Raw genomic sequence first — 25,312 nt, 5'->3', positions numbered from 1 at the left:
GGTCAACCATTATAATACCAAACGACCTCATAATGCAATTGGAAGAATCTCTCCTCAAAAATTTGAAGAGAATTGCAGACAAAATATGAAATTTAATAAACCTATTTTGAATATATTTAACAACGAGATATTAAAGAATAATACGGTCAACTCTATTTAGGGATTTACATCAAGATGCCGGATTTCAGACATCAGACTATTGATAAGTCAATGGTCAATTTTGCTTCGCAAGTAAATGGTGAATTTTAGTTTCGGGATGCGGGTTACGTGATTCAAACCAGCAACTGTCAACCAGCAACCAAATACTCATTCACTCTCAAACCCTAAAACGCTCCCACTCTAAAACCCTATAACACCCTAGCTCAACTGAGAACCCAAATGCTCCCATTCCTGAAGGGCAACTTCAAGTTCTTCTTTCGTTTTATTATATTTTTCTAAAGTTTCTTCAGAAGGATTTTCTTTGGTGAATGAAGCTTCATATTTTTCGATTTCTACTTCAAGCTCGGAAATTCTTTCTTCTACTTTCTTTAATTTATTCTGAATATTTTTCTGCTCCTTACTTACGATAGTTGATGATTTTTCTTCAACTTTCACTTCTTTCGGAACCGGTTTTAACTCAATTTTGTCTTCGCTGTGAAGTTTTGCTTTTTCTGCGGAGATTTCTCTAAGGGTTTCCTTTTGTCTGTATTCAAGATATTCTCCGACACTTCCAAGGAATTCCTTCATTCTTCCGTCACGGAATTCGTAGATTTTATCACAAAGTCCGTCCAGGAATTCTCTGTCGTGAGAAATCACGATCAATGTTCCTTCAAAATTTTGTAGAGCCAGTTTGATAATTTCCTTAGACTGAATATCAAGGTGGTTGGTAGGCTCATCCATGATCAGTGTGTTGAATGGACGAAGCAACAGTTTACAAAGTGCCAGACGGTTTCTTTCTCCTCCGGAAAGTACTTTTGTCTTTTTGGAAACAGCTTCACCCTGGAAAAGGAAAGATCCTAATAAGTCTCTTACTCTTGGTCTCGTTTCTTCGGTTGCTGCATCTTCAGCTTCTTCTAAAACGGTTTTATTCGGTGTCAGTACTTCTTCCTGATTTTGGGCGAAGTATCCGATGTTTACGTTGTGCCCTAAATTCCAGCTTCCTGTATGATCTTTAATATCTCCTGCAAGAATTTTCGCTAAAGTGGTTTTACCCTGTCCGTTCTGTCCTAAAAGAGCAATTCTGTCTCCTCTCTGAACAATAAAGTCTACATTATCGAAGATTTGTTTTTTTCCGTATGCTTTTCCTAAATTCTCTGCTTCAAAAATAACTTTTCCGGGAACCATAGACTGTACGAAACGGATATTGAATTTTGAAACGTCTTCATTATCCACTTCAATACGCTCGATTTTGTCTAGTTTTTTGATCAATGACTGTGCGAAAGATGCTTTGGTAGCACTGGCACGGAACTTATTGATGTTGTCCTCCATCTGCTTGATCTCTGCATCCTGATTCTTTTTCGCTCCGATCAGTTTCTCACGGCGCTCTTCACGCATTACGAGATATTTGGAATAATTGGCCTTGTAGTCGTCAACTTTTTTATTGTTAATGTCAAAAGTTCTGTTGCAGACAGCCGTCATAAACTGCTTATCGTGACTTACCAGAACAATGGCACCGGGATAATCTTTAAGGAAGTTTTCCAGCCAGATAATGGATTCCATATCCAGGTGGTTGGTAGGCTCATCGAGAAGCATGATGTCATTTTTCTGAAGCAGCAGTTTTGCCAGTTCAATTCTCATTCTCCACCCTCCTGAAAATTCATCGGTGATTTTTTGGAAATCATCAGCTTTAAAACCTAAACCGAACAATACTTTCTCCATATCGCCTTCGAGATTATAAGCGTCATGGTTCATCAGAAGGTCATTCAGTTCTGTCATTTTATTGATCAGATCTGTATAGGCATCACTTTCGTAGTCTGTTCTCACAGCCATTTGATGATTCACCTCTTCCAGTTCGTTTTTCCACGCATTGATCTGCTCAAAAGCCTGCATGGTTTCTGCCCAGACTGTTCTTCCTTTTACGAAATCCAGATCCTGCTTCAGAAAACCGATGGTAGCACCTCCTTCACGGACTACATTTCCTTCATAGAAATTAATTTCGCCGGAAAGCATTTTCAACAAAGTGGATTTCCCTGCTCCATTTTTTCCTACGAGACCTACTTTATCATCCTTTTTAATGGTGAAATTTGTATTTTGAAACAGATAGTTTCCTGAATGATGTAATCCTAAACCTTGAACCGAAAGCATTGTGTAAAATAAAAATTAGTGATGAATAATGAATTTTCGGGTGCAAAAGTACGGAAAAAGAAATGAATAGCCCAGAAATAAAAACGGACTGCCCCGAAGCACCATTATTTGGAACAATAAAAGGGATGCCCTGCCAGACATCCCTTCGTAACCTAAATTTAAAACTGAAAAGTACTAACGTATTTATCTAATTCTGATCTGCCGTTACGGATCTCATTTCGATCGTACGGCTCCAGATATCATTATTGGGAACATTGGTTCCATACAGAAAATCTGCCACAAAGCTGTCTTCGGGAAGATGCAGCTCGGTAAGAAGTCTGGTATGAATGCCACGGTCTACGGATGTACTGCTGGGTACATTCAGACCATTATTAATAAGCTCTGCTTCAATTTCCTCCACGGTTTTATTGTCCGACGGGTCTCTGTACATCCCGTAATTCGCTGAAATATGAGTATAGGCTGCCAAAGCTGAATAATCATACTTCGGTTTCAGATCCGGTGTGAAGCTTTCAACATAGGTTGAAAGGGCTTTATAAAAATCCGAAAGGAAGGTATCATCTGTAATTTCAAGACCTGATTGGGTGAGATCCGTATTAAATATTCCGGACACGGCACTATTGGTTTCCTCCAGCATGATGCGTCCATATACGAACGGAAGCGTGTTCAGCACAAGCTCTCTTGAAATATAAGCCTGCGAAAGGACCACTCCTTTCTCAATTTGAAAATCTGAAAGCAGTGCATCCCAGATTTTATTTCCTTCGGCATCGGTTTTCGCGTTCCTTACATCTGAAACATAGTCATTAAGATCATTCACATTAATGAAATCAGTAGAAATATACACAGAATGTGCTGCCGGCAAGTAGCCTCCGCCTACATCAGCATGGGCTCCCGGAACAAAAACCTCTTTCCAGACAGAACCTGCTGTTTCGGTTTTGGTATCCTGCATATTTTTAGAATTCTCAAAAAATCCGGTAAGCGGGAAAAAGAATCTGCATTCATTGACCGCGCAAATATGGAGGGCATTTTCCACTTCCTGCGGCAGACCCATATCATAGGTATTGAAAGGTTTGGATTCAACCGTATCAAAAACGCCCAGAAATTTTATGGTAACATTTACTGATGGATATTTCGCGACAAGCTGGTTGCAAAATTCCCTTGCCAGCATGCTTCCTCTGCTGAATCCATAGACGTAAAACTGATACTCTATATTTTTATCAATCAAAAGATTCTGTACAAAAGTATCTGCTTTCTGCAGTTTATCATCGGAAGAATAGCCCTGTGCATCCGGTGGATTGGCACATGTAGCCATGGCGAAATTACTGTCTTCACCACCTGTAATTGTTCCTATTCCTTCTACATATATTTTATGGCTTCCGTTGAATAAATTGAATAATTTATAAACATTGGTGGGCGCCTCTTTATAACTTTCATTATTGGCTGAAGGTACTATGATGGCTTCCGTATTGATTCCGTTGTTTCCTGTTCCGTCAAAAAAAATTCCGACAGATAATATTGTATCTTTTTCCATCGCTGTGTTTTGCTTTAATTGTTAAAAGTTTTCCCGGACATCTTCATGATCTGATTCTGCTCTGAATTCCGTAAAAACTTATTTTTCAAATTAACGGAAGAAGGAAAAGCAATACTAGCGTGAAAAATACCAAATAAAAAATTCCGTATTTCTACGGAATCACATTTTATCTAGAGAATATATATTGTTCACAACGGCGTAGATGACAATCCCTACGGTGTTCTTGGCTCCAATCTTTTCCAGGATCCGCTGGCGGTGACTTTCCACCGTCCTCGGGCTGATGAAAAGCTTCTCTCCGATCTCGTTATTGGTGTATTCCTGACAGATCAGTTTAACCACATCTTTTTCCCGTTCAGATAATTCGTCTTCCATTTCAAAAAGTGATTTCTTCTTGGCAGAGCTGTTCATGTACGTAAACAGCATCTGATGATCTTCGGCCGTAAAGAAAACTCCGTTTTTATACACCATCGTAATGGCATCGATAAATGTTTTCCTGTCTGAATTTTTAGGAAGGAAAGCTGAAACACCCAACTTAACCATGTACCCAAGAATAGAGGTTTTGTAGTGGGAAGACAGGATAATGATTCTGAGCTCAGGATATTTTTCTTTAAGAACTTCTACCAGCTCAAAGCCGTTCATAGGCTGCATTTGTACGTCTACCAATGCGATATGCGGAAAATCGTCTTCGGAAAGGCTTCCCAGTTTCTCAATGAAGTCAGGGCCGTTATTGGACGTAAGGCAGACGGAAATATTCTTTTCATTCGAGAGCAGCATTTTCACCCCTTCCAGGATCAGCTGTTCGTCATCAATTAAGGCTATTTTGATTTGGGAGTTCATTGTTTTTTGGAATTATAATGATTAAACGGGTTCCTTTATTTAAAGTACTTTTCCATTTATGGACGGCATTCATGGATTTTATTCTGGATTCGATGTTTTTGATTCCCATTCCTTTTTTCACGAGATCATAATCAAATCCCTGTCCGTTATCAGAGATAATCACTGCCATATTTTGGGGATAATCTTTGATATAAATCCAGAGATCCGTCGCATTGGAATGTTTGATCACATTGGTCGTAAATTCCTGGATAATCCTGTACAGCTGTACTTCCACAAAGATATCTTTTTTCTCATATCCGGGCATTACCTGCATAGAGATATTGATCTTATGCGAAAGGTTCGCAATCAGTTCTTCCACATACAGAACAAATCCCACCGATTCAAGATTGACAGGATATAATGAATGGGAAATACTGCGCGCTGCATCAATGAGGGATGACATCTGGTTGTAAATATTTTTCTTGATCACCTCATCGCCTTTCGTATCCAGGTTATTCATCCACAGGGAAAGGATATTGAGACGGTTTCCGATATCATCATGAATCATGACGGCAATTCTTTTTCTCTCTTCTTCCTGTGCTTTGATGTTTTCCAGGACAAGCTTTTTCTGGTGAAGAACTTCAGCTTCATGCTGAACATTTTTCTCCTTAATGATCCGGCTGATAAAAGATCTGTACGCTATGAGAATGAAGGATACGATAACTGTTATGGTAACAATTATAAGGATCAGCAGGCTAATATTTAAGGTTACTTCTTTAATTTGATGAAGGTATATAAAAATGAACAGTATAAAATGCTTGACAAAATATTATTCACACTCAGAATAATATAATAATCATTTTCTGACAGATTCGCGAGCTGGTGCTGAATAATAAAAATAAAGACCGAAACGGAATAGTAGAAAAAAATGCACGCATCTACGAGAAGAAAACGGTTCTGTGTAGACGCATCTTTGATCTCGCGGATCAGAGCAAACCCTGAAAGGCAGATGATCATAATATTGGAAATCACTTTGACAATATCACTGTTAAAAGGGTAATTGAATACATATTTTGACACCATAAATCCTATGGCTAAAAGTGCTGTAATGCCCAGAAAATATTTGGGAAGATCCAGTTTTCTGATAAACAAGGCTGTCACCAGAAAAAACTCTCCGGCTATGTACAGAGGATACAGAAACGAGGTGTCATTAAGATTGAACACATATGGCAGAACCAAGTTCAACAGTTCAATAAAAAAAAGAAAAGCAATACAGTGAAAATATTGCTTCTCTTTAGTATTCAGTATACGGTATTTTGCTGCTCCCAAAAGTATGATGGATAGAAGCAGACCATAGTTTAGGAATAGAATTGCTTTAAAAAAATCTGTCATTCCTATCTATACTACGTATTTAAGATCCAAGTTCGGGAATACGGCAGACAGGCGGACATGGTTTCGCCCAATCGTAAGTATTTGAAATAGTTTCTTCACTGTCTCCTTCCAGAAGAAGCTCATGGAACGAAATAAAAATCACGGTTACCAGCATTCTCTGGTAAATATCATTGTGTCTGAGACCAAATGAACATTTAATGCCCGCAACTTCCGGATACGGATGTGACAAATCTGCAATAGGAATATAAAATCTTTTAAAGATTCTCTGTCCTCCGAATTCTGTACACTCACGGAAGAACCATTCCATTCCTTCATTTCTCCAACGTTCAATAGCTTCTACAGCGATATCCTGATCAAGAATTGGCTGATTGGTTACAGGAAGGGTTGTGTTGGTATTATCATCAATTTTGGTAAGGTTACTGGAAAGAACTGCATTTTTCACAACGGTGAATTGTTTTGTTTCCTGCAGTCTCAGATCATGTTTAAGCGGTTTCAGCGTAGTGTACTGGTATTCAACAACGCTTCTGTCAATAAATCCTTTTTCATCCAGAGGGACAAAGATCAGGACCATTTCGCCGTTAAATACACCTACCTGCGCACATGCATCTACGTATTTATTCTTTTCTTTGATTTTATCGAGCTGCTCTTTAGACAGATCAAAAACATAATTGGTTTGAATCAGTTGGGTGATCAGAAAATAATCTGACCGGTGCCTGTCCCATTCGGCGATCGCCAGTTTGTAATCGTTCTCGTTCATAATTTCATGGTTTATTTAGTCGCATAAAATTATATAAACTAAACCTACCGCACAAATAATCGTATCATAAATTTATTATTCGTAAAACAAATTTAATCTTAAACGCTAAAAATTCACAAAACAACGTCATGCGGTTTGTGATATATGATTTGGGATACTATATACACAAGCCGATACAGCTATAAAAGATCCGGCAACACCGTTATGAAAATTGTTCGTTGAAAATTCAGATATTGCAAAAAATAAAAACAAGAAAGAGGACAATAAAAGAAAATCAATAATTTCTGACGGTTATATGATAACAGCTCTGCTGTCTCTCTTTAATGTAATAAATTCTACCGGCAGCTACATAATACTTTAAAACTTTCTCCAAGGCTGCTTCCATTTTCGGATTGTATTTGAGAACATCATTGAACCGAATGTAAGAAATATCAAAAGAGTTTCCGTAGTTGTGAGAGCTGATTCCCATTGAAGCGTTGGAATTCACCCGTCTCAGCCTGCACTGGTCTTCAAGTGTTCTGGTCATGGATGAAACAGTGAAAGTATGTCCTTTCGTTTCTTTGCTGAATCTGGACGCCATCTTTTCGAGCGTGGCTTTAGCTTTGGAAACCATATAAGCACGGCTGTAATCCAGCTTTTGAACGCGATAGCCTTTTCCGCTCTTTTTTATTTTATGAAATTTCCCGCTGTTAATATACTTCTGTACCGTTTTGGAATCTGTCAGCAGTTTTACCCCGAAACTTTTTGAAGCATCCAGGTGCGACTTGTACAGTGCCGTTGGTTCCACTTTCAGTACCGTTGAAAGATCATAACAGGGAACTGCTTTTTTTGTTCCCTGCGAATAATAAAAGCTATACATAAAGGGCAAAAAAGCCACACAAAAATACTTTCTCATTAACCATGCTTTTAAATTACTAAACGAAAGATAAACATTTATGCCATAGTATTCAACCCCTGCATAATGACATCCTGAAAAAATTCCCAACAAACATTAAACCAAATTATTAAATTTTCAATTTTAAGTTAAAAAAAGTTAAAATATTTTTCCATTTTAACTTTTTATTTTAAAATTTAAATTTTACATTTGAGATACATTTAAATAATAAACAACATGATAAAAAAACTTTTTGCTGAATTTTTCGGCACATTTTGGCTTGTTTTCGGTGGCTGCGGAAGTGCAGTTTTTGCTGCCGGAGTTCCCGATATCGGAATTGGCCTGCTGGGCGTAGCTCTAGCGTTTGGTCTTACCGTTCTTACGATGGCTTATGCCGTCGGGCATATTTCTGGCGGACATTTCAATCCGGCAGTATCTTTCGGACTTTTAGCTGGAGGCAGATTCTCGGCAAAAGACCTTATTCCTTATGTGGTAGCTCAGTGTCTTGGAGCATTGGTAGCTGCGGGATGTCTTTACGTTATCCTTAACGGTTCCGGAGCTGTAGATTTTTCTAAACCGGGAGCTTTTGCCACCAATTTTTACGGTGAAGCTGTCTACAACGGAAAAGCTTTCAGTATGGGAGCCGCATTCCTTGCAGAATTTTTACTGACAGCCTTCTTCCTGATTGTGATCATGGGAGCTACAGACAAATGGGCTAACGGAAAGTTTGCGGGTATCGCTATCGGTCTTGCTTTGACCCTGATTCACCTTATCTCTATTCCGATTACCAATACTTCGGTAAATCCGGCAAGATCACTGTCACAGGCGGTATTCACCGGTGGGCTTGCAATGTCACAGCTTTGGCTGTTCTGGGTTGCTCCTATTGCGGGAGGAATCGTAGGAGGATTGATCTACAAGTTCTTACTTCAGAGAGATTCAACGGAAGTGGTTGCTGACTAATTAGTAATAATCATTATAAAAAACATAGGCTGTCAATTTTTTGGCAGCCTATTTTTTTGTGGGTACGAGTTACGAGTTTGAGGGTTCGGAGAGTTTGAGGGTTTGAGAGTGTATGAATGGAGCGTTAGTTGCTGGTTGTCAGTTGCTAGTTCGAACCATGAAACCCGCATCCCGAAACTGAAATTCACCATTCACTTGCGCAGCAAAATTGACCACTGACTTATTAAAAATAGTCTGATGTCTGAAATCTACTTCAACTTCTTAATATCAAAAGGATTTTTAAAGATAAGTTCTTCCTTTTTTCCTTTGATTTCCATTTTACGTTGTAGTAAATTCAGGGCCATTTTCCGGATAAAAAGATCTTTGTCATTCAGTTTCCAGTAAGGATCTTCATGTACTCTTTTTGGGCTGCGTATAAGGTAGAATTCCGTTTCCCAGGTATCAGCGTTATGGTAGAATTCGATAATGCCACAGTGTTCGGGGATCATACTATGCTCTATCATGCCCATCGGGAGCAGGAAACTGAAAGCATTGCAGATATAATCACCACATGAAATTTTGTCGTGTTTCAGAAACTTTTCTCCTGTTTCTTTATTGAGGTATGATTTTTTGAAATCGTTTTTAAAGTCGCTTTTCGAAAGCTTGATCTCTATTTCATGACTGAAACCATCCGCATCTATGAACAACATATCCGCTTCCCAGTCTGCCTGGAAATAATTCGTCAGTACAATTTCTTTTTCGAAATCGCAATGGGAATGAATATAGGCATGAACCAATTCTTCTATTTTCAGCACGATATATTACTTTTTTTGCAGTTCAACGACACCATAATGCAGCCATATTCCAAAAAAACCTGTTTTGGTAAAATAAGTTTCATCTTTTCCGAATGCAACGGTAGTATCTGGCGGTGTCTGACAGATAAAAAAATGTCCGCCATCAATACAATTGATTCTTCCCTCTTTATGCATATCTGTCAAGCCAAACTCTTTATAAGCATCCTTGTCATTAGCAAGATCAAATAAAAATCGCTTAACCGTGATTTTATCTTTGCCACCATCTCTTTTTGAGGTCATAGACCAGCGAGCCAGATCTGATTTTTCTTTATCTGACACTTCCTTAGCATCAGCATCCTGAATTCTGGCAATCACCAGCGTATCAGTCGTTGTTAAACCTCCGTCACTCTTCTTCTCATTGACCCTATAAGTTCCGGACCAGATATCCTTTTCTGCTTTCTTTTGAGCAGATACCAAGCCGGACCATCCGATCAGCAGCAAAAATATAAATCCATTTTTTATGAGATTCATGATAAGAAGTTTTTATTTGATGATTAAGAAACCAATAAACTGCATCCGCGAATATCGGAATGGTCTATTCTTCCCAGTACCTGAAATGTATCTCCCGGAAGCGTTTTACCTAAATCCTGCGTCGCAATAAAGCAGCATGAATGGATATTAGCCAAATCTATAATATTGACCGCTCCGGTTCTGCCTTCCTGTTCATAAGAGAATGGATCTTCTGCATTACGAACCAGTATTTTCATCCAATTGGGACATTTATACTCGTTATTTCCCAATGAATAGGCCTGTGAAAGCAATTCTGTCATGGAATATTCTGAGTAGATTCTGTGTGTTTTAAAACCATTCTGCAGAATTTTCAGAAGCTCATCTTTTGTCATTTCTTCTTTTCTGCCTTTCATTCCTCCGGTTTCAATAACGGTTAGATTTTGAGATCCTTCAATTGAAAAATCAAGAGACTCCACGGAATCCAGGAAATCTAAAAGAGCAAAAGATACCCCGAAAAGAATGACTTTTTTATCTTTCAAACGGTTTAGAAGTTCAAACAGTTCAGAATGATTATACAAAAAATAGCCGTTTTCAGGTTTTGCAGACTTCTTCATCAGATAATCTACCATATAAATCAAGGAAGAATTTTGCTTCTCCAGATAGCTCGGAAGCAGGCCCAGAAAAATAAAATCTTCCGGTTTTCCTATAAACTGTTCAAAACTTTTATAGATGCTTTCTTCATAAAGATCAGGAGCTGCAATAAAATGTTTCGAAAGATTCATCTGTGTGGTTCCTGAACTCTGAAAAAACAGATCTGTTGCCCTATTCCTGTCCAGAATCTGATGGTTTTTGAACATCTCTATCGGCAGAAAAGGAATCTTCTCCAGACTGTTGATTTCTTCCGGATTTATTTTCAGATAATCCACGAACTTTTTATATATCTCAACATTTTCGTACTGATAACGAAAAGCGGCCAACGAGGTATTCAGGAAATCCTGTTCTGTCTGTATGCTGAATATATTTTCCAATTTTCTAAGACTATTTTTAAACTCATTATCAATTCATAATGAATGAATTACATAATGAACCCTATTTTTTTAATATTTTTTTAATGGAAGCATTACACTTTGGTAAACTTCTTGCAAGTACTTACTCGGAATATGGATTAAAAACAAGAGTGAGCTTCGGTTCATTCGAAAATTACCTCTCTCAGGGGTAATTTTTTTTTGTGCCGTCTTTATAGGTCTTCAGTTCAAAATCACTTTCAAAAACTCCGTACGTGAAATAAGAAATCCAGTCGCCTAGATTGATGTATTTTGCCTTCTGTTCAAGATCCAGCACCATCGGAAGGTGACGGTGGCCATAGATAAAGTAATCGATCTTCTGGCTTTTCAGTTTTTCTTTTGAATAGATAATCAGGAATTCTTTATCTTCTCCTAAAAACGCCTTATCCTCTTCTCCGGAAATCATTTTGTTTTTCTGTGAAAGATACAAAGCCACCTTCATGGCAATATCCGGATGTAGCCATTTGAAAAACCACTGCGCCACAGGATTGGTGAACAGTTTCTTCATTCTTTTGTAGCCTTTATCACCGGGTCCTAGACCATCACCATGAGCCAGCAGAAACTGCTTTCCGCCCATCTCAAAATACTGCTTCTGATAAAAAACAGTACATCCGATCTCTTCTTCCAGATAGTCTTTCATCCAAAGATCATGGTTTCCCACAAAGAAATAAATATGAATTCCTCTGTCTTTCAGTTCGGCTATTTTTCCGAGAACGCGCACATATCCTTTTGGAATCACATGCTTCCATTCATGCCAGAAGTCAAAAAGATCACCCATTAAAAACAAAACCTGAGCATCTTCTTTGATCTCGTCCATCCAGCGTATAAATTTCTCCTCACGCACTTTGCTCTCCTTAGGCGTAGGAGCTCCAAAATGTTGATCGGAAGCAAAATATACTTTTTTTCCAGGTTCTAAATTAATGATCGTTTTTAACACCGGTCTGAATTTTTATGAATAAATTACTGTTACTTATTATCTTCAGCGAACCATTCTCCATAAGAGTTTTCCGTTTCGTGAAGTTTAAGGTAGGCCAGAGAAACCTCAGCCGGAAGTTTTGATTTTATTTTTGCAGCAATAGCGTACAGCATGTTCTCGCAGGTAGGCTGAAAGCTGCAGTAGATGACTTTATGTCCTTTATTTTCAAGATCTTCGCCCAGTTCTTTATGGGGCGACAATGCATTCACAAGAACGGCATGGTCCCAAAGATCCACGATTTCAGATTTTACGATACTTTTAATATCCCCAAAATCCACTACCATTCCATTCTTGGAATTCTCCAAATCATTAATCACTTTTCCTTTCACCGTTACAAACAGTTTATAGGAGTGTCCGTGCATATTTTTACATTTCCCATCGTAGTTGTACAGCACATGGGCTGTCTCGAATGTGAAAATTTTTGTAATACGTATCATAGTGCAAAGATATGACAAAACATAATTATAAGTGGTCTATTCGGTCTGGAAAAACAAATTGTGAGCGGTGGTTGTACGGTGAATCCATAGTTATCAAAAAATCACCAAATCTTCACTTTAAATTCGGCGCTTTTTTAGCAACGGTTCTTGTTTGTAAATAGAATAAAGATATTCGTTCTGAATGTATTAATCTTTGTCAGAAATACCAAGGTCTCTAAGAACTACTATACATCCAATATTTTTCAGTCTAGCTCCTTTTTTCAAATAAAATAAGACATATTCCTTTTCGCCCTTATTCAACTTATTAAAAATTGATATATCATAATGCTGAGTCCCTGGAGCTTGTTTAAGTCCAATTATTTGTACAAAGATCTCATGACAAGCATCTCCGTTATTATATTTATCTGCCATTAAAATTGAGTAGGGCAAAGTTTCATTATGAAATGGTGAGTTAAGATAATATAGAGTTAATTGTTTGTAGGCATCAATATTGCCATTCATCAGAATCTCTTTTTTATATTTTTCTATTGGGATATCATTAGGTTTATTTTGGTCTTTTTCCTTTAAGCAACAGATAAAGAATAAAAATAAGATTAGTGCGGTTTTGTTTAAATGTTTGATTTTCATTGTTCTTAATTTTATGGGATAGGATGATTACTATATTTACCCCAAACTAATATTAAGCTTCTCCTTTCAATTATATTGCCAACATTCTCACATCTTAAAAGCCTATTCAACTGCTACAATGTAAAATATCTCTTTTTTGTTAAGTTTTAATTTGAATGTATCCATATTTTTCATCTACTCAAATTACACCTATAATTCCTTTATCCATAGCTGACCCTCCTTTTACTAAAGAGTAAATAAAATATGATATTATAATTAATTTAATAACTATGATAATGTTTAAGTATCTATTTATTTTTTCAACCATCTATTTTTGACGTTGTTTTTTATTTCCTTAAAATTAAGATTTGGAATTACAGAATAACCGCCATACTGAGATAATCCAGCACCTGTAAGAGCAGCAGAAACGATACGATTACAGTTATTAAAAAGAAAGTGATAATTATTTTGTAAGTGATTAATTACTGTAATAGATGTTGATAAATCTTATTTACGATCGGTTTTAAATGTTACAGAATCATCATTTACACTAATTTGATAGTAATCGATTTGATTATGGTCAAAGTATTGCTTTCCATATTTTGGGGTAAATGTTTCCCGCTATGTTCATTTAATTGCTGATTGATATTAGTGTGATCTAGTTTTTTGCAACCTGAAACAATGTAAATAGTTATAAATAGCAGAGGTTTCATAGCAGAATGTAATTTTCAGGATTCATAGAATTAATAACTAAGATATTTATCTTTTCTGTATAAGTTTTATTTTACCTTTTAATGTTCCATCATATATTTTATATCCATGAACTACTAAACTATCTACATATTGCTTGCAGCCATAGTAATATGGAGATCGTTTAGTGTGTTCTGTTTCAAAATCAACTGTATACTCAGCATCATTATCAATTTTATACCATCCTCTCAAAATAGACAAATGTAATATTGCTTTTATACTTTTTCTGGCAGGAACCAACAGAATATTTTCTTTGCATTCCGTTTCATTCCAGCCTGCAGGTTCGGAGATAGGTTTGTATAAATAAGGATTTAATCTTTCCCCATTTTTATATACTTCTCCAAATTCCTCCATAAATCCGCGAATATTTATGATGTAATTTTCCTTTGTTTTATTTACAATTAAGAAAGAGTTTTTATTGTAATTGTCGGGAGAATTATTTATCATAACTTCTTCATTCATATATATTTTAAAACATGAATCACTATTTAGTAAAATTTGAGACTTTACTTTTATTGTGAAAAGTAAAATAATGAATATTGTTTTTAAGATTAGATTTTTCATCGTATAAAATTAAAAAGTGAAAGATGTACTTGAATAGAATTTATAATATGATTTTGCCCTATGTCATTGATATAACCACCTGTCCATTTTGCTTCTTCCATGTATGCTCTGGACTCTATATAATCATGTCCTATATAAAAATTATTCCAAAAACCCTGCACACCAGACATAACATCTACAGAATGCACCATTTCGTGAATAAAACTACCAGCAAGGCTATAATTGTTTCTTCCCGTTGATAATAATACTTTTCCATTAATAGGATTTGTTATACCATAATCCCTACCGCCTGCTGAAGTATGAATTATTCCCGCTTTTAAAGTTAAATATCCTTTATATTCATTGCCTTCCCATTGTGTGATAGTTTCTTTTGTAGCAAACTCGGCCCATTTTGCACTCTTATCCCAATATTTTTTTAATATTATTTTAAGTTTATCCAGGGTTTCTTGTGTTGATAGCTTTGTTGGGTCGATATCATGCTTGTCTAGAATTTTTTGTAATGGATCTTTTTCTAATGCTGTTGCCACCTGATGCATCGTATGATTTAATCCAGCAACAAACCCACCAATTACAGCTCCCTGCCAAAAGTTACCTCCTGAAAGTTCAGCTCCTACTCCGCCTGCCACTGCTCCAAAAGAAATAGTTCCAACTGTACTGTTTGCAAACTTTCCAGCTACAGAACTGAATGCAGAAGCTCCCAAACTTCCTAGAAATCCTGAAGCAAAAGCGCTTCCAAAGTTCTCCCCTTGCATCAAAGAGAGTGTCCCTTGTGCCAAAGCATGCGCTGTTCCCTGGACGAAAATACCGAGATACAGGATATAATGAATGAATAGAAAATTTTCATATTCTTTTTCTTTGTGTTAATAAATTGATAAATAACGAATCAGAAAAACAGCTTATCTTTTTGTAACGTTTCTACCGAAGACCCTTCCGTCCTTCAACGTAAAGCGTAGAATATAAACTCCCCAGTCATAACCAGTCATATTGATTTTAAGCTGACGATTCAGCCCCGGGATATTCTGTTGCTGGAATTTCCAGTGCACGGTACTGTGCTGATAGAGTGAAACGGATTCTATAAGATGATCTGCTTCTTCAGTCCAGTCGATGGTAAGAATATCATTGACGGGTACCGGATACAGTCTGATTTGTTTCCAAAATGTTTTCTCATCCATTGCAACAGGCTGTTGCAAAGAAGCTGCGGCTGTAGTTTGTTTTTTTGCTGTTTCAGCTGGGGCTGCTTTTCCTGCGGCATGTGGTCCTCTGTATCTTTGGTCTCCAGCTTCGTCATATTTAAAATAGACTTCAGTTTGAGAAAAACCGAAAAAGCCTACAAACAAAGAAAATATCGAAAGTAATTTTGTTTTCATCTGTGGTGTTTATTTTTTGGTGGAAAGAATCTGTTGAACTTGTTTTTTCAATTCTTCAATCTCATGAGATTGAGACTTTAACGTTTTGTTCTCTTCCTGAAGATTTTTGATCTGCTTATTCTGTTGGATAGAATAAAGCGTCAATTCTTCAATTTTTCAAGAAGCTTTGCATTCATCTCTGCTAGATTGATCCCATCCTGCATTACCTTTTCTGCCGAAGGCATACTGGGAAGATGCCCTTTTTCCTGAATATGTTTTTCTACCTCTTCCAGGCTATTCAACTTATAATCTTTCTTAAATACATAATCCGCCCATACATTGGCTTTTACTTCAACTTCTTTAGCAAAGATTTTACCGTCAAATCTTGCCGTAGCATTATTAAAGAATTTCACCCAAGTACCGTTCGCCAGATCCTGTACCCCAACATAATACCTTCCCTCATTATAATCACTGGGCATAGAAAGGATGATATTATGAGTGTTCCCTTTATTTCTCAGAACCGTATCTCCCTTTTGCCCTCCCAAACATCCATCACAGGTAGATTTTACAATTTGGAATGAGCCCAATGAACTGGCTACTTCTAAGACAGGATTCTCCGCCCTATAAATTCTTACAAATGCTTCCCCGCTTCCTCCGGGATCACTTGTTCCTACTTTTATTTTTCCATCGGGAAGTATACGCATGGCCTCCACACTGTTGGCTTTAAATACGATAGGTTGGCTATCTGTTGTTCCAAGAAAGTTATTAGAGGGATTGGTTCCGTTATTTCCTGTCAAATTCCAGGATTGTGCAAAGGTGAGTGATGGCACGAGCAAAGCCAATGATAATAATTTTTGTTTCATCTTGAATATATAAAAATGTGTTTGTTTTATTTTTCTGTAAAAATATTCTTTTTTCACTCACAAAGGATAGATTTATTCGAAAAACATAAACCTTAACACATTGATTACAAATGTGTTGAATTTAAAATATACTACTAAATCAATGAAACAAACTTCATTATTCTTCACAACGTACACATTGTATTAAATTTTTAAATCAAAATCACATAAAACATTAACATACAGATAATTACAATTACATCTGTTATATTTAGCTCCTCAATTTAGAATTAACCAAATGATGTTTAGAAATGATATACAAGGGATAAGAGGCCTGGCTTTTTTATTGGTTTTTATTTTCCATTTAAATTATAACTGGTTGCCCGGTGGCTTTATTGGAGTGGATATCTTCTTTGTCATTTCAGGGTTTCTTATGACCTCCATTATTATTGATCAAAAGGATCATTTTACTTTCAATTTTTATGATTTTTATCTTAAACGTCTGAAAAGAATTTTTCCTGCCTATCTTTTTTTCATTACTGCCGTCACCTCGGTTGGATTTTTCATCTATCTGGACAGGGATTTCCGGACGTTTCAAAAATCTGTAGGAGCTTCTGTTTTATTTATTTCCAACCTTTTGTTTTCACGGGGAGATTCCTATTTTGGAGCCAGACTGGAAGACAATCCTTTTCTTCATACATGGTCTCTTTCTATTGAAATGCAGTTTTATCTTCTACTCCCACTCATTCTTGTATTTACAAAAAGGAAATATCTACCTGCTTTAATTCTCTTATTAATTGCTGTTTTAACAGTGTATACAGATATTTCAATGTATATTAAGAATGAAACATCGGCAAAATATTTTTCGCTTCCTGCACGAATTCCGGAATTTATGATTGGAGCATTTTATAGTCTTGTCTTAAAAAACAAAATAAACTTTGACAGGATTGGTAATAATATTTTTGCTTTCCTGAATTTAGCTGTATTAATATTATCTGCCTTTTTGATTGATAAAAACACTTTTTTCCCAGGGAGTTTAGCTATTATTCCCACGGCTGCAACTGCCAATTTACTGGTTGCCAACAATAATTTTATTTCCGATTTTTTTTCGAAAAAAATCTCTGTATATCTCGGAGAACTTTCCTATTCTCTTTACCTTTGGCATTGGCCGATTATTGCTTTTATCAGGTATTATAATGATGGCTACTTTTTGAGTATAAGGGAAATCATTTTCACCTGTGTAATGACATTTCTTCTGGCCTGGCTTTCATATTGTTTTATTGAAAATTACTTTAGAAAAAAGAATAATTCTGTATTCTACCTATATGTGGTCTTAGGATCTGTTTTACTAGCTCCTCTAACCTTTCTTCTTCCAAAAGTTGCTGAAATAAATAAAATACCGGATGTGTATACTTCACCTTCATTTGGATTAAATTCCCATAATCAGAAAAAGATTGAGACTTTCGGAGATAAAAATTCAAAGAAAAACAAAATACTGCTTATAGGAGACAGCCACGCCCTTTCGATTAAACCATTTTTAAATTATATCGGACAAAGGAATCATTTCTCTTTTACATCGGTTACTACTGATGGTCTTCCTGCATTAAAAGGAATAAAAAGAAGTGAAATATCTTCTTTTGGAATGAAATTTTACGATTCCTCCCAACAGTTTGCAGAATTTACGGACCAGAATGTTCATAAAAATAAAATCATCCTGATCAACTGCTCCTCGTTTATAAGCCCAATATCCATCTATCACACTGTAGAAAAAATGGTTTTATCTTTACAGCCTGATCAGAAATTGATTTTGTTTTCAACATTTCCCTCAGTTGATCTTGATCCAGTAAAAATGAACAGGGATTATATTAAAAAGACATCAAGAAAATTTAAAGTGAAGATTAACGAAGGCAACAGAGCAGCTCTTAAAAAGCTTGCTGCTTCCTATAAAAATGTCCATTTCTATGACCTCTCCAAGAGCAAAGTATTTAAAGATGCGCCATTTTATAAGGATACGTTAATCTATTATAACCGTTCTCACATAAATGTTTACGGTTCCATTTCTTTAGCAAAAGATCTGGAAGGAGATTTTATGTCTTTCTTTAAACCTTTTATTATTCACTAATCCTAAATACAGGAAAAAGATGTTTACTCCATAAGATCATCCATCCAGTCACTTTCCAATCTCTTTATCTTTTGCGTTTTCAAATCAACCAAAACCCAAAGCGTGCTTGAATCTACAACGAGTTTATCATTACAGTAAAACTCAACTTTTCTGGGCTGCTTTATACCTTCAGGAGCTTTCGGATAGGTTTTAACTGTAATGATGTCTCCAAGATACACCTGCTTCTTATACTGAATATGATGATCAACAAGTATCCAAGCGAATTCAGCAAACTCTGTTTTATGCTTTAAAGAATCCCAATGCTCAGCGGCTATTTCTTCAACCCAATGTACATACTGCACATTATTAACATGGTTATTCTGATCTATATGTTCTTCAGTTACCTGAATCTGTTTTTCATAAATTAAATTCATTTCTGTTTCGGCTTCATTAATAATCAAATATATGAAGTTTTAACTGTCGCTGCAGTGATCAATCAGTTAAAAACAGATTAAATTTTCAGGCTTTCTTTTTAGAAATTACTCCATAAAAAAAGATGAAGCAGGCCTGCCCAGCGGCGCATACTTCATCATCATCATTTGTGTTTTTAGAATCTACTTTTTCCCTATAGCAATGATCACCTTTTTAATATCTTAACTATTCAATTTGGTACAGTGGAAAATCCTTTTTCATTTTTACTTTTATTTTCGAGATACTCCATACTGTTTACAGTGATGATCTAAAATTCTGGGCATTGGCAGGGGCACCAATTTTTTGTATAACCAATCTGCAAGATCGGATGTATTTTTTTTAATTCTTTTTTACTTTTCATTGAATTGTTATAAGGTCTTTTCAGAAACGAAATAATGTCATAAAATCCAATCGTGTTTCGCTCTGTTCAAAACTAATATAAATGGTAAAAAAAATAAAGCATTTAGAAGAGCAGTTAACAATGAATATTAATAACCAATTGATTATCAACTATTAACAAAGGACTAGTTAACACATCTTTTCTTAATAGATAATGCTTTGTTAACAGAAAAACGACAACAGCACAGCTATAAAACGTGTAAAAAATTAACACAAATAAGATATATTATAAAAATTAACAGAAAAACGCCCATCCTGAATCTATATAATTAAAATGCATTACCTTGAGGTTTTCCATCTATTTCACAATCTCATCTGCTGATTAATTTCTTTTGCACCTGAAAAACCTCCTCAATAATGAGAAGGTTTGTATATATAAAAATTGATGGAAAATAATTAATGAAACTGTGCTGTTTCCGTAGAATCTTTCATCGCTACTGTTGCAGAAGAACCGCTAGTCACCACATTCTGAACCTCGTCAAAATATCCTGTCCCTACAAATGACTGGTGTTTTACAGCCCTGAAACCTTTTTGCTGAAGCGCAAACTCACGTTCCTGAAGTTCGGAGTATCCTGCCATTCCTCTTTCTTTATAAGCTAAAGCAAGTTCAAACATCGCAGTATTCAGTGCATGGAAGCCCGCCAGTGTGATAAATTGGAATTTATACCCCATTTTTGCAAGCTCTTCACGGAAATTAGCCATTTCTTCTACACTTAATCTTGCCGCCCAATTGAACGATGGTGAACAGTTGTAAGCAAGCATTTTCCCCGGAAACTGAGCATGAATTCCTTCCGCAAATTTTTTGGCCTGCTCCAGATCGGGATTAGAAGTCTCCATCCAGATTAGGTCTGCATAAGGCGCATATGAAAGTCCGCGGTCAATTCCCTGCTCTACTCCATTATTGACTACATAAAAACCTTCGGAAGTTCTTTCTCCGGTTACAAATCTCCTGTCTCTTTCATCAATATCAGAGGTCAGAAGATCTGCTGCATCAGCATCCGTTCTTGCAATGATAATACTTGGAACACCCAGTACATCTGAAGCCAAACGTGCTGCAATCAGTTTATTAATAGCCTCCTGAGTAGGAACCAAAACTTTTCCACCCAAATGCCCGCATTTTTTTGCCGAAGAAAGCTGGTCTTCAAAATGAACGCCCGCAGCTCCTGCTTCAATCATCTGTTTCATCAGTTCAAAAGCATTAAGGTTTCCTCCGAATCCTGCCTCAGCATCTGCAATAATCGGAACCAAATATTCTTTATCTCCTTTTCCACTTACCGACTGGATCTGATCCGCTCTTAATAAAGCATTATTGATCTTTTTCACCACAGAAGGCACTGAATTCGCCGGATACAATGACTGATCGGGATACATTTCCCCGGAAAGATTGGCATCTGCAGCCACCTGCCAGCCTGAAAGATAAATCGCTTCCAGCCCTGCGTCGACTTCCTGAACCGCCTGGTTTCCTGTCAATGCACCAAGTCCGGCTACATAATCCTGGTTATTCAGTTTGTCCCAGAATTTTTTGGACATTTCGGTCGCAATGGTATAATCAATTGTGTAAGAACCGCGTAGCTTTAATACTTCTTCAGCGGTATACGTTCTTTTTACTCCGGTCCAGCGGGGATTGTTCAGCCAATCCTGCTCTATAGCATGGATCTGTTCTTGTCTTGTTTTCATAATATTTTGGATTTATTGTTTTTGTATTAAGTTGGAGGGTATAAGTGTGGGAGGGTTTGAGTGTAGGAGAATTTTAGAGTTGTCGATTAATAGTGGTCAGTTCGAATCCCAAATTCCAAAACTCTCCCACACTCAAACTCTCTTACCCAATAAACGGGTACGCTTTCAAGGTCAGGAATTCTTCGAATTTTTCCGAGAATACCAGTTCATTGAAAAGTTCTTTTGCTAAATTGAATTTTCCGTTTTTAAAGCGTTCTTCGCCTACATATTTTTCAATGTACTCTATTTCTTCAGCCTCCCATTGAAGAATCATTTCTCTGGTTAGGATAAGATCGTTATCCAGCTTAGCATCATTTTTAAGCCATTGCCAGAGTTGTGTTCTTGAGATTTCTGCCGTGGCGGCATCTTCCATCAAATTGTAAATGGCTGCTGCACCTACTCCCATCAGCCAGCTTTCCAGATATAAAATACCTACATTGATATTTTTTCTTACACCCTTTTCAGTGATTTCACCTTGTGGAACTTCCAGCAGATCTGCTTCTTTGATATGGTAATCAAACTTTTTATCAATCTGGTTTTTGGCAGGCATATGCTGATCAAAAATATCTTTTGCGATCGGTACTAATGCAGGATGTGCCACCCAGGTTCCGTCGTGGCCGTTTTTCACTTCACGCTCTTTGTCCTTTTTTACTTTTTCAAAAGCAGCAGCATTGGCTTCATCATCGTTTTTTACGGGAATTTGTGCCGCCATTCCACCGATAGCATGAACGTTTCTTTTGTGGCAAATTTCGATCACTCTTTTTGAGTAAGCACTCATAAAAGGAGAAGCCATCGTCACCTGATCTCTGTCCGGAACCATGAATTCAGGAAGGTTTCTGAACTTTTTGATGAATGAAAAAATATAATCCCATCTTCCGCAGTTCAGGCCTGCACTGTGTTCTTTTAATTCAAATAAAATTTCATCGATCTGAAAAGAGGCTGTAATCGTTTCAATCAAAACAGTTGCTTTGATAGTTCCTGTAGGAATTCCAAGATAATTTTGAGCAAAAACAAAAACCTCATTCCACCAGCGGGCTTCTTTATAATGTTCTAATTTCGGAAGGTAAAAATAAGGACCGCTTCCATTTTCTATGAGTTGCTCTGCATTATTAAAAAAGTAAATTCCAAAATCTGTTAGTGAGCCGGATGCTTCTTCACCATTGATCTCTATGTGTTTTTCCTGAAGATGCAATCCTCTTGGGCGCACCTGAAGAATAGCGGTTTTTTCATCAAGCTCGTAAGATTTTCCATTTTCAGCAGTGAAATCTATATTTCTTCTTATAGCATCCTTTAGATTAATCTGGCCTCGAATACAGTTTTCCCAGGTTGGCGAGCTGCTGTCTTCAAAATCAGCCATAAAAGTGGACGCACCGGAATTAAGTGCATTAATGATCATTTTCCGATCTACGGGTCCTGTGATTTCTACCCTTCTATCCAATAAGTCAACAGGAAGTGGTGCACAAGTCCAGTCTCCGTTTCTCACCCCTTCAGTTTCTGGTAAAAATCCCGGAAGATTTCCCAAATCAAAAAGCTGCTGTGTATTTTTTCTTTCTTCTAAAAGCTTCAACCTTTTCTGATTAAAATTCTGATGGAGTGCTGTCAGAAAATCGGTCAGTTCTGGAGTAAAAACCTCTTCAAACTGCTTCTGAGCTTTTATTTTTAATTGAGTCCTGGTTTCCATAACCTATTGATTTTGTGATTTGATGTTACAAACATAAATAAAAATATTCACACACAGCGAACGTTCGCTAATTATTTTTAAAATTTATTATGCGGATAATCGCATCCAATTATTTATATTTGACTATGAATTCAGAAAGCGATTTTATCAAAACAGTTTTCGGACTAAAGCTCAAACAGCTTAGACAAAAGAAAAACTGGTCTCTGCAGGATCTTGCGGTAAAGACCGGTTTGTCTAAATCTTACCTTAACGAAATTGAAAACGGAAAAAAATATCCAAAGCATGATAAGATCATCCAGCTTTCGGAATCTCTGAGTTGCACTTTTGATGAACTGGTTTCCACCAAACTGGATAAAAGTTTAGCCCCATTCAACGAAATTCTACAGTCAGATTTTTTTAAAGAAGTCCCATTGGATCTTTTTGGAATCAGCAAAAACAATCTGATCAGCATTATCAGTGATGCTCCCAAAAAGGTGACTGCTTTTATCAATGCGCTGATTGAGATTTCCCAGAATTATAATTTAGGAAAGGAACGTTTTTACTTTGCCGTACTTAGATCTTTTCAGGAGCTTTATGATAATCATTTCCCTGAAATTGAGGAGAAAACAGTAGAATTTATCAAAGAAAACGGATTGGATATCAGTAAAGATCTAAGAGCTTCTGTTTTGGAGACTATTCTTACTGAAAAGTTTCATTACAGTATAAGATCTGAGGATTTTGAACAGTTCGGAACTCTGGATAATCTGCGTTCACTTTTCATTCCTGAGCAGAAATTACTGCTTTTGAACAGGAAACTTGAAAAAGATCAGCGAACATTTATTTTAGCGAAAGAAATTGGGTTCAATGTTCTGGAACTTAAAATACGTCCAAACACCTATTCATGGCTGGATTTTGGAAGTTTTGAAGAAATTCTGAACAATTTTTATGCTTCCTATTTCGCAGGTGCTTTATTAATTTCCAAAGAAAAAACGCTTGAAAAAACTTCAGAATTTTTACTTCAACATACCTGGGAGCCAAAAAGTTTTGAAGCGCTGATTGAAAGTTTTACAGATTCTCCTGAAACTTTTTATTACCGACTGACCAATTTGCTATCATCTGAATTGGGCATCAAAGATTTATTCTATCTGTGTCTGGTCAAGAAAAAAGATTCTGATAAGATCCAGATATTAAAGGAACTTCATCTGAATCACCAGCAAGCGCCGCACGCGAACGCTATGAATGAACATTACTGCAGAAGATGGATTGCTGTGAAAAATCTACACCATTTAAAGGAGAACGAAACACTTACCGATGCGCAAATCTCTCACTACAAGGATCAGGGTGTAAGCTATCTGGTGATTTCAACTTCACAGAAAAACCCGTTTTCAGACGGCAGCAACAGAAGCTATTGTCTTGGTATTTTACTGAATTCCCAGACCATTAAAAAAATTGGTTTTGTAAAATCCCAAACTTTAAAAACGGTGAATGTAGGTGTCACCTGCGAATCCTGCAGTATTCCGGATTGTGAAGTACGTCAGGCCCCGCCGGTCCGACTTGAAAAGGAACATTTTAACCTTAGTATGAAAAACGCAATTGAGAAGATCAGAAAACAGATGATGAGTGATGAATTATAAGTTATGAGTTTTGAATTGTAGTCAAAAAATTAAAAACTCCCACATCTAACTTCTAATTTCTAACATCTAACTTCTAATTTAAACACACACAAATGATATTAGATTTATTTTTCCCAAACCGCTGTATTCACTGCAGCAGGATCATAGACGCGAAGCTTTTAGTCTGCAGTTTATGTTTTGAGCAGATTCATTTTACACACTTTGAATATTTCGGTGATAACATCATTAAAGAAAAGTGCAGACTCCTGTTTCCCGTTGAAAATACATATGCTCTGATGAAATTTGAACAGGATGGACTGAGTCAGAAAATCATCCATGAGCTAAAATATAAAAGCAGGGAAAATACAGGAAAAACTATTGCCGAATGGACTACAGAACGTCTGGATTTCAAAGATGAAAAACCGGATCTGCTGCTTTCAGTTCCGCTTCATCCTAAAAAATTAAAGGAAAGAGGCTATAATCAGCTCCATTTATTTACAGAAACTTTGTCGAAATTTTATGACCTTCCATTCGATCATGAACTTATTCAAAGAAATCATTATTCCAAAGCACAGGCCTTAAAAGATAAAAAACACCGCCTGGAAACAGTAAATCCCTTTTCTCTTTCAAAATCAATTTCCGGAAAGCATATTCTTTTAATTGACGATGTTTTCACTACCGGAAATACGGTTTCATCCATTGCCTGGGAGATTTTGAATTCCGGGGATAACCGGGTGAGTGTTTTGGTGATGGCAGTTGATGCGTAAGAGTGTTTGAGAGTATGAGGGTTTTTAGAGTTCGGGGTGCGAGATTCAAGATCCGAACTATCAACCAGCAACCCTAAAACTCTATAACACTTTCACTCGAGGACGCT

The 25,312-nt window shown here is 36.7% G+C and carries 25 protein-coding genes; 5 read left to right on the top strand and 20 right to left on the bottom strand.

All coding sequences use genetic code 11. The features are described from left to right. Positions 1-357: 357 nt before the first annotated feature. The 4 genes from IW22_RS22180 to IW22_RS22165 form a co-directional block, all read right to left on the bottom strand. Positions 358-2,283 carry an ABC-F family ATP-binding cassette domain-containing protein gene (locus tag IW22_RS22180; RefSeq protein WP_034731460.1) on the bottom strand — a complete coding sequence of 642 codons (1,926 nt, stop codon included), beginning with the start codon at positions 2,281-2,283 and terminating at the stop codon, positions 358-360. A gap of 187 nt (positions 2,284-2,470) precedes the next feature. Next, positions 2,471-3,811 carry a T6SS phospholipase effector Tle1-like catalytic domain-containing protein gene (locus tag IW22_RS22175; protein ID WP_034731457.1) on the bottom strand — a complete coding sequence of 447 codons (1,341 nt, stop codon included), beginning with the start codon at positions 3,809-3,811 and terminating at the stop codon, positions 2,471-2,473. Between the two features lie 159 nt (positions 3,812-3,970). Then, positions 3,971-4,648 carry a response regulator transcription factor gene (locus tag IW22_RS22170; protein ID WP_034731455.1) on the bottom strand — a complete coding sequence of 226 codons (678 nt, stop codon included), beginning with the start codon at positions 4,646-4,648 and terminating at the stop codon, positions 3,971-3,973. Continuing rightward, on the bottom strand, positions 4,617-5,195 hold the full coding sequence (locus IW22_RS22165) for a sensor histidine kinase (protein WP_228384093.1): 579 nt from the start codon (positions 5,193-5,195) through the stop codon (positions 4,617-4,619). Before IW22_RS22165 ends, IW22_RS22170 begins: the two co-directional genes overlap by 32 nt. Between IW22_RS22165 and IW22_RS24680 the strand changes: the two genes are divergently transcribed. Then, a complete protein-coding gene (locus IW22_RS24680; RefSeq protein ID WP_228384092.1) occupies positions 5,187-5,393 on the top strand; it encodes a hypothetical protein in 207 nt (68 codons plus the stop codon). The genes IW22_RS22165 and IW22_RS24680 overlap by 9 nt on opposite strands. Before the next feature lie 2 nt (positions 5,394-5,395). Here the strand turns inward: IW22_RS24680 and IW22_RS22160 are convergent, their stop codons facing one another. From IW22_RS22160 to IW22_RS22150, 3 genes are all read right to left on the bottom strand, one after another. Beyond that, complete coding sequence (locus IW22_RS22160; protein WP_034731452.1) at positions 5,396-6,019, bottom strand: hypothetical protein; 624 nt, start codon at positions 6,017-6,019, stop codon at positions 5,396-5,398. A 19-nt stretch (positions 6,020-6,038) separates the two neighbouring features. After that, positions 6,039-6,776: a hypothetical protein gene (locus IW22_RS22155; protein WP_034731450.1), complete on the bottom strand. Its 738-nt coding sequence runs from the start codon at positions 6,774-6,776 to the stop codon at positions 6,039-6,041. A gap of 274 nt (positions 6,777-7,050) precedes the next feature. Next, a complete protein-coding gene (locus tag IW22_RS22150; protein WP_034731444.1) occupies positions 7,051-7,671 on the bottom strand; it encodes a DUF5715 family protein in 621 nt (206 codons plus the stop codon). A 219-nt stretch (positions 7,672-7,890) separates the two neighbouring features. On the opposite strand from IW22_RS22150, the gene aqpZ reads away from it, so the two are divergent. Further along, positions 7,891-8,610, top strand: a complete 720-nt coding sequence (gene aqpZ / locus IW22_RS22145; protein WP_034731472.1) for an aquaporin Z — start codon at positions 7,891-7,893, stop codon at positions 8,608-8,610. A 248-nt stretch (positions 8,611-8,858) separates the two neighbouring features. Here the strand turns inward: aqpZ and IW22_RS22140 are convergent, their stop codons facing one another. The 10 genes from IW22_RS22140 to IW22_RS23870 form a co-directional block, all read right to left on the bottom strand. Continuing rightward, positions 8,859-9,404, bottom strand: a complete 546-nt coding sequence (locus IW22_RS22140) for a hypothetical protein (protein WP_034731441.1) — start codon at positions 9,402-9,404, stop codon at positions 8,859-8,861. Positions 9,405-9,410: 6 nt separating this feature from the next. Next, positions 9,411-9,914: a hypothetical protein gene (locus IW22_RS22135; RefSeq protein ID WP_034731437.1), complete on the bottom strand. Its 504-nt coding sequence runs from the start codon at positions 9,912-9,914 to the stop codon at positions 9,411-9,413. Between the two features lie 23 nt (positions 9,915-9,937). Next, the gene (locus IW22_RS22130) at positions 9,938-10,921 is read right to left on the bottom strand and encodes an acyltransferase (protein WP_034731434.1); all 984 of its coding nucleotides are present in this window, start codon (positions 10,919-10,921) and stop codon (positions 9,938-9,940) included. Between the two features lie 181 nt (positions 10,922-11,102). After that, entirely contained in the window at positions 11,103-11,894 is a 792-nt protein-coding gene (locus IW22_RS22125) for a UDP-2,3-diacylglucosamine diphosphatase (RefSeq protein WP_081874011.1), read from the bottom strand. Positions 11,895-11,923: 29 nt separating this feature from the next. Beyond that, a complete protein-coding gene (gene queD, locus IW22_RS22120; protein ID WP_034731429.1) occupies positions 11,924-12,370 on the bottom strand; it encodes a 6-carboxytetrahydropterin synthase QueD in 447 nt (148 codons plus the stop codon). Between the two features lie 186 nt (positions 12,371-12,556). After that, a complete protein-coding gene (locus IW22_RS22115) occupies positions 12,557-12,997 on the bottom strand; it encodes a hypothetical protein (protein ID WP_034731427.1) in 441 nt (146 codons plus the stop codon). Positions 12,998-13,735: 738 nt separating this feature from the next. Continuing rightward, positions 13,736-14,188 (bottom strand): hypothetical protein, encoded by a 453-nt coding sequence (locus IW22_RS22110; protein ID WP_034731424.1) that lies wholly within the window; start codon positions 14,186-14,188, stop codon positions 13,736-13,738. Positions 14,189-14,286: 98 nt separating this feature from the next. Then, complete coding sequence (locus IW22_RS22105; protein ID WP_131401780.1) at positions 14,287-15,066, bottom strand: hypothetical protein; 780 nt, start codon at positions 15,064-15,066, stop codon at positions 14,287-14,289. Positions 15,067-15,186: 120 nt separating this feature from the next. Continuing rightward, entirely contained in the window at positions 15,187-15,657 is a 471-nt protein-coding gene (locus IW22_RS22100; protein ID WP_034731416.1) for a hypothetical protein, read from the bottom strand. A 140-nt stretch (positions 15,658-15,797) separates the two neighbouring features. Continuing rightward, positions 15,798-16,499 (bottom strand): cell wall anchor protein, encoded by a 702-nt coding sequence (locus IW22_RS23870; protein ID WP_228384091.1) that lies wholly within the window; start codon positions 16,497-16,499, stop codon positions 15,798-15,800. 277 nt (positions 16,500-16,776) lie between these two features. Between IW22_RS23870 and IW22_RS22090 the strand changes: the two genes are divergently transcribed. After that, positions 16,777-18,600 (top strand): acyltransferase family protein, encoded by a 1,824-nt coding sequence (locus IW22_RS22090; protein WP_081874010.1) that lies wholly within the window; start codon positions 16,777-16,779, stop codon positions 18,598-18,600. A gap of 23 nt (positions 18,601-18,623) precedes the next feature. On the opposite strand, the gene IW22_RS22085 is transcribed toward IW22_RS22090, so the two are convergent. From IW22_RS22085 to aceB, 3 genes are all read right to left on the bottom strand, one after another. Continuing rightward, the gene (locus IW22_RS22085) at positions 18,624-19,013 is read right to left on the bottom strand and encodes an acyl-CoA thioesterase (protein ID WP_034731410.1); all 390 of its coding nucleotides are present in this window, start codon (positions 19,011-19,013) and stop codon (positions 18,624-18,626) included. A gap of 832 nt (positions 19,014-19,845) precedes the next feature. Then, positions 19,846-21,126, bottom strand: a complete 1,281-nt coding sequence (gene aceA, locus IW22_RS22080; protein WP_034731406.1) for an isocitrate lyase — start codon at positions 21,124-21,126, stop codon at positions 19,846-19,848. 142 nt (positions 21,127-21,268) lie between these two features. Further along, the gene (gene aceB / locus IW22_RS22075) at positions 21,269-22,846 is read right to left on the bottom strand and encodes a malate synthase A (RefSeq protein ID WP_034731401.1); all 1,578 of its coding nucleotides are present in this window, start codon (positions 22,844-22,846) and stop codon (positions 21,269-21,271) included. A gap of 125 nt (positions 22,847-22,971) precedes the next feature. On the opposite strand from aceB, the gene IW22_RS22070 reads away from it, so the two are divergent. Further along, positions 22,972-24,459: a helix-turn-helix domain-containing protein gene (locus tag IW22_RS22070; protein WP_081874009.1), complete on the top strand. Its 1,488-nt coding sequence runs from the start codon at positions 22,972-22,974 to the stop codon at positions 24,457-24,459. 92 nt (positions 24,460-24,551) lie between these two features. Then, positions 24,552-25,205, top strand: a complete 654-nt coding sequence (locus IW22_RS22065; protein WP_034731393.1) for a ComF family protein — start codon at positions 24,552-24,554, stop codon at positions 25,203-25,205. The last annotated feature ends 107 nt before the right edge of the window (positions 25,206-25,312 follow it).

Origin of the sequence: Chryseobacterium sp. JM1, assembly GCF_000737715.1 — a bacterium.
In the GTDB taxonomy this organism is placed as follows: Bacteria; Bacteroidota; Bacteroidia; order Flavobacteriales; family Weeksellaceae; genus Chryseobacterium.
The sequence above is the reverse complement of the archived record's forward strand: the minus strand, read 5'-3'. Positions and strand labels throughout refer to the sequence as shown.

Coding starts and splice junctions, on each gene's coding strand:
- IW22_RS22180 (WP_034731460.1), bottom strand. CDS start 2,283: ATGCTTTCGGTTCAAGGTTTAGGATTACATCATTCAGGAAACTATCTG.
- IW22_RS22175 (WP_034731457.1), bottom strand. CDS start 3,811: ATGGAAAAAGATACAATATTATCTGTCGGAATTTTTTTTGACGGAACA.
- IW22_RS22170 (WP_034731455.1), bottom strand. CDS start 4,648: ATGAACTCCCAAATCAAAATAGCCTTAATTGATGACGAACAGCTGATC.
- IW22_RS24680 (WP_228384092.1), top strand. CDS start 5,187: ATGAATCATGACGGCAATTCTTTTTCTCTCTTCTTCCTGTGCTTTGAT.
- IW22_RS22165 (WP_228384093.1), bottom strand. CDS start 5,195: ATGATTCATGATGATATCGGAAACCGTCTCAATATCCTTTCCCTGTGG.
- IW22_RS22160 (WP_034731452.1), bottom strand. CDS start 6,019: ATGACAGATTTTTTTAAAGCAATTCTATTCCTAAACTATGGTCTGCTT.
- IW22_RS22155 (WP_034731450.1), bottom strand. CDS start 6,776: ATGAACGAGAACGATTACAAACTGGCGATCGCCGAATGGGACAGGCAC.
- IW22_RS22150 (WP_034731444.1), bottom strand. CDS start 7,671: ATGAGAAAGTATTTTTGTGTGGCTTTTTTGCCCTTTATGTATAGCTTT.
- IW22_RS22135 (WP_034731437.1), bottom strand. CDS start 9,914: ATGAATCTCATAAAAAATGGATTTATATTTTTGCTGCTGATCGGATGG.
- queD (WP_034731429.1), bottom strand. CDS start 12,370: ATGATACGTATTACAAAAATTTTCACATTCGAGACAGCCCATGTGCTG.
- IW22_RS22115 (WP_034731427.1), bottom strand. CDS start 12,997: ATGAAAATCAAACATTTAAACAAAACCGCACTAATCTTATTTTTATTC.
- IW22_RS22110 (WP_034731424.1), bottom strand. CDS start 14,188: ATGAATGAAGAAGTTATGATAAATAATTCTCCCGACAATTACAATAAA.
- IW22_RS22100 (WP_034731416.1), bottom strand. CDS start 15,657: ATGAAAACAAAATTACTTTCGATATTTTCTTTGTTTGTAGGCTTTTTC.
- IW22_RS23870 (WP_228384091.1), bottom strand. CDS start 16,499: ATGAAACAAAAATTATTATCATTGGCTTTGCTCGTGCCATCACTCACC.
- IW22_RS22090 (WP_081874010.1), top strand. CDS start 16,777: ATGATGTTTAGAAATGATATACAAGGGATAAGAGGCCTGGCTTTTTTA.
- IW22_RS22085 (WP_034731410.1), bottom strand. CDS start 19,013: ATGAATTTAATTTATGAAAAACAGATTCAGGTAACTGAAGAACATATA.
- aceA (WP_034731406.1), bottom strand. CDS start 21,126: ATGAAAACAAGACAAGAACAGATCCATGCTATAGAGCAGGATTGGCTG.
- aceB (WP_034731401.1), bottom strand. CDS start 22,846: ATGGAAACCAGGACTCAATTAAAAATAAAAGCTCAGAAGCAGTTTGAA.
- IW22_RS22070 (WP_081874009.1), top strand. CDS start 22,972: ATGAATTCAGAAAGCGATTTTATCAAAACAGTTTTCGGACTAAAGCTC.
- IW22_RS22065 (WP_034731393.1), top strand. CDS start 24,552: ATGATATTAGATTTATTTTTCCCAAACCGCTGTATTCACTGCAGCAGG.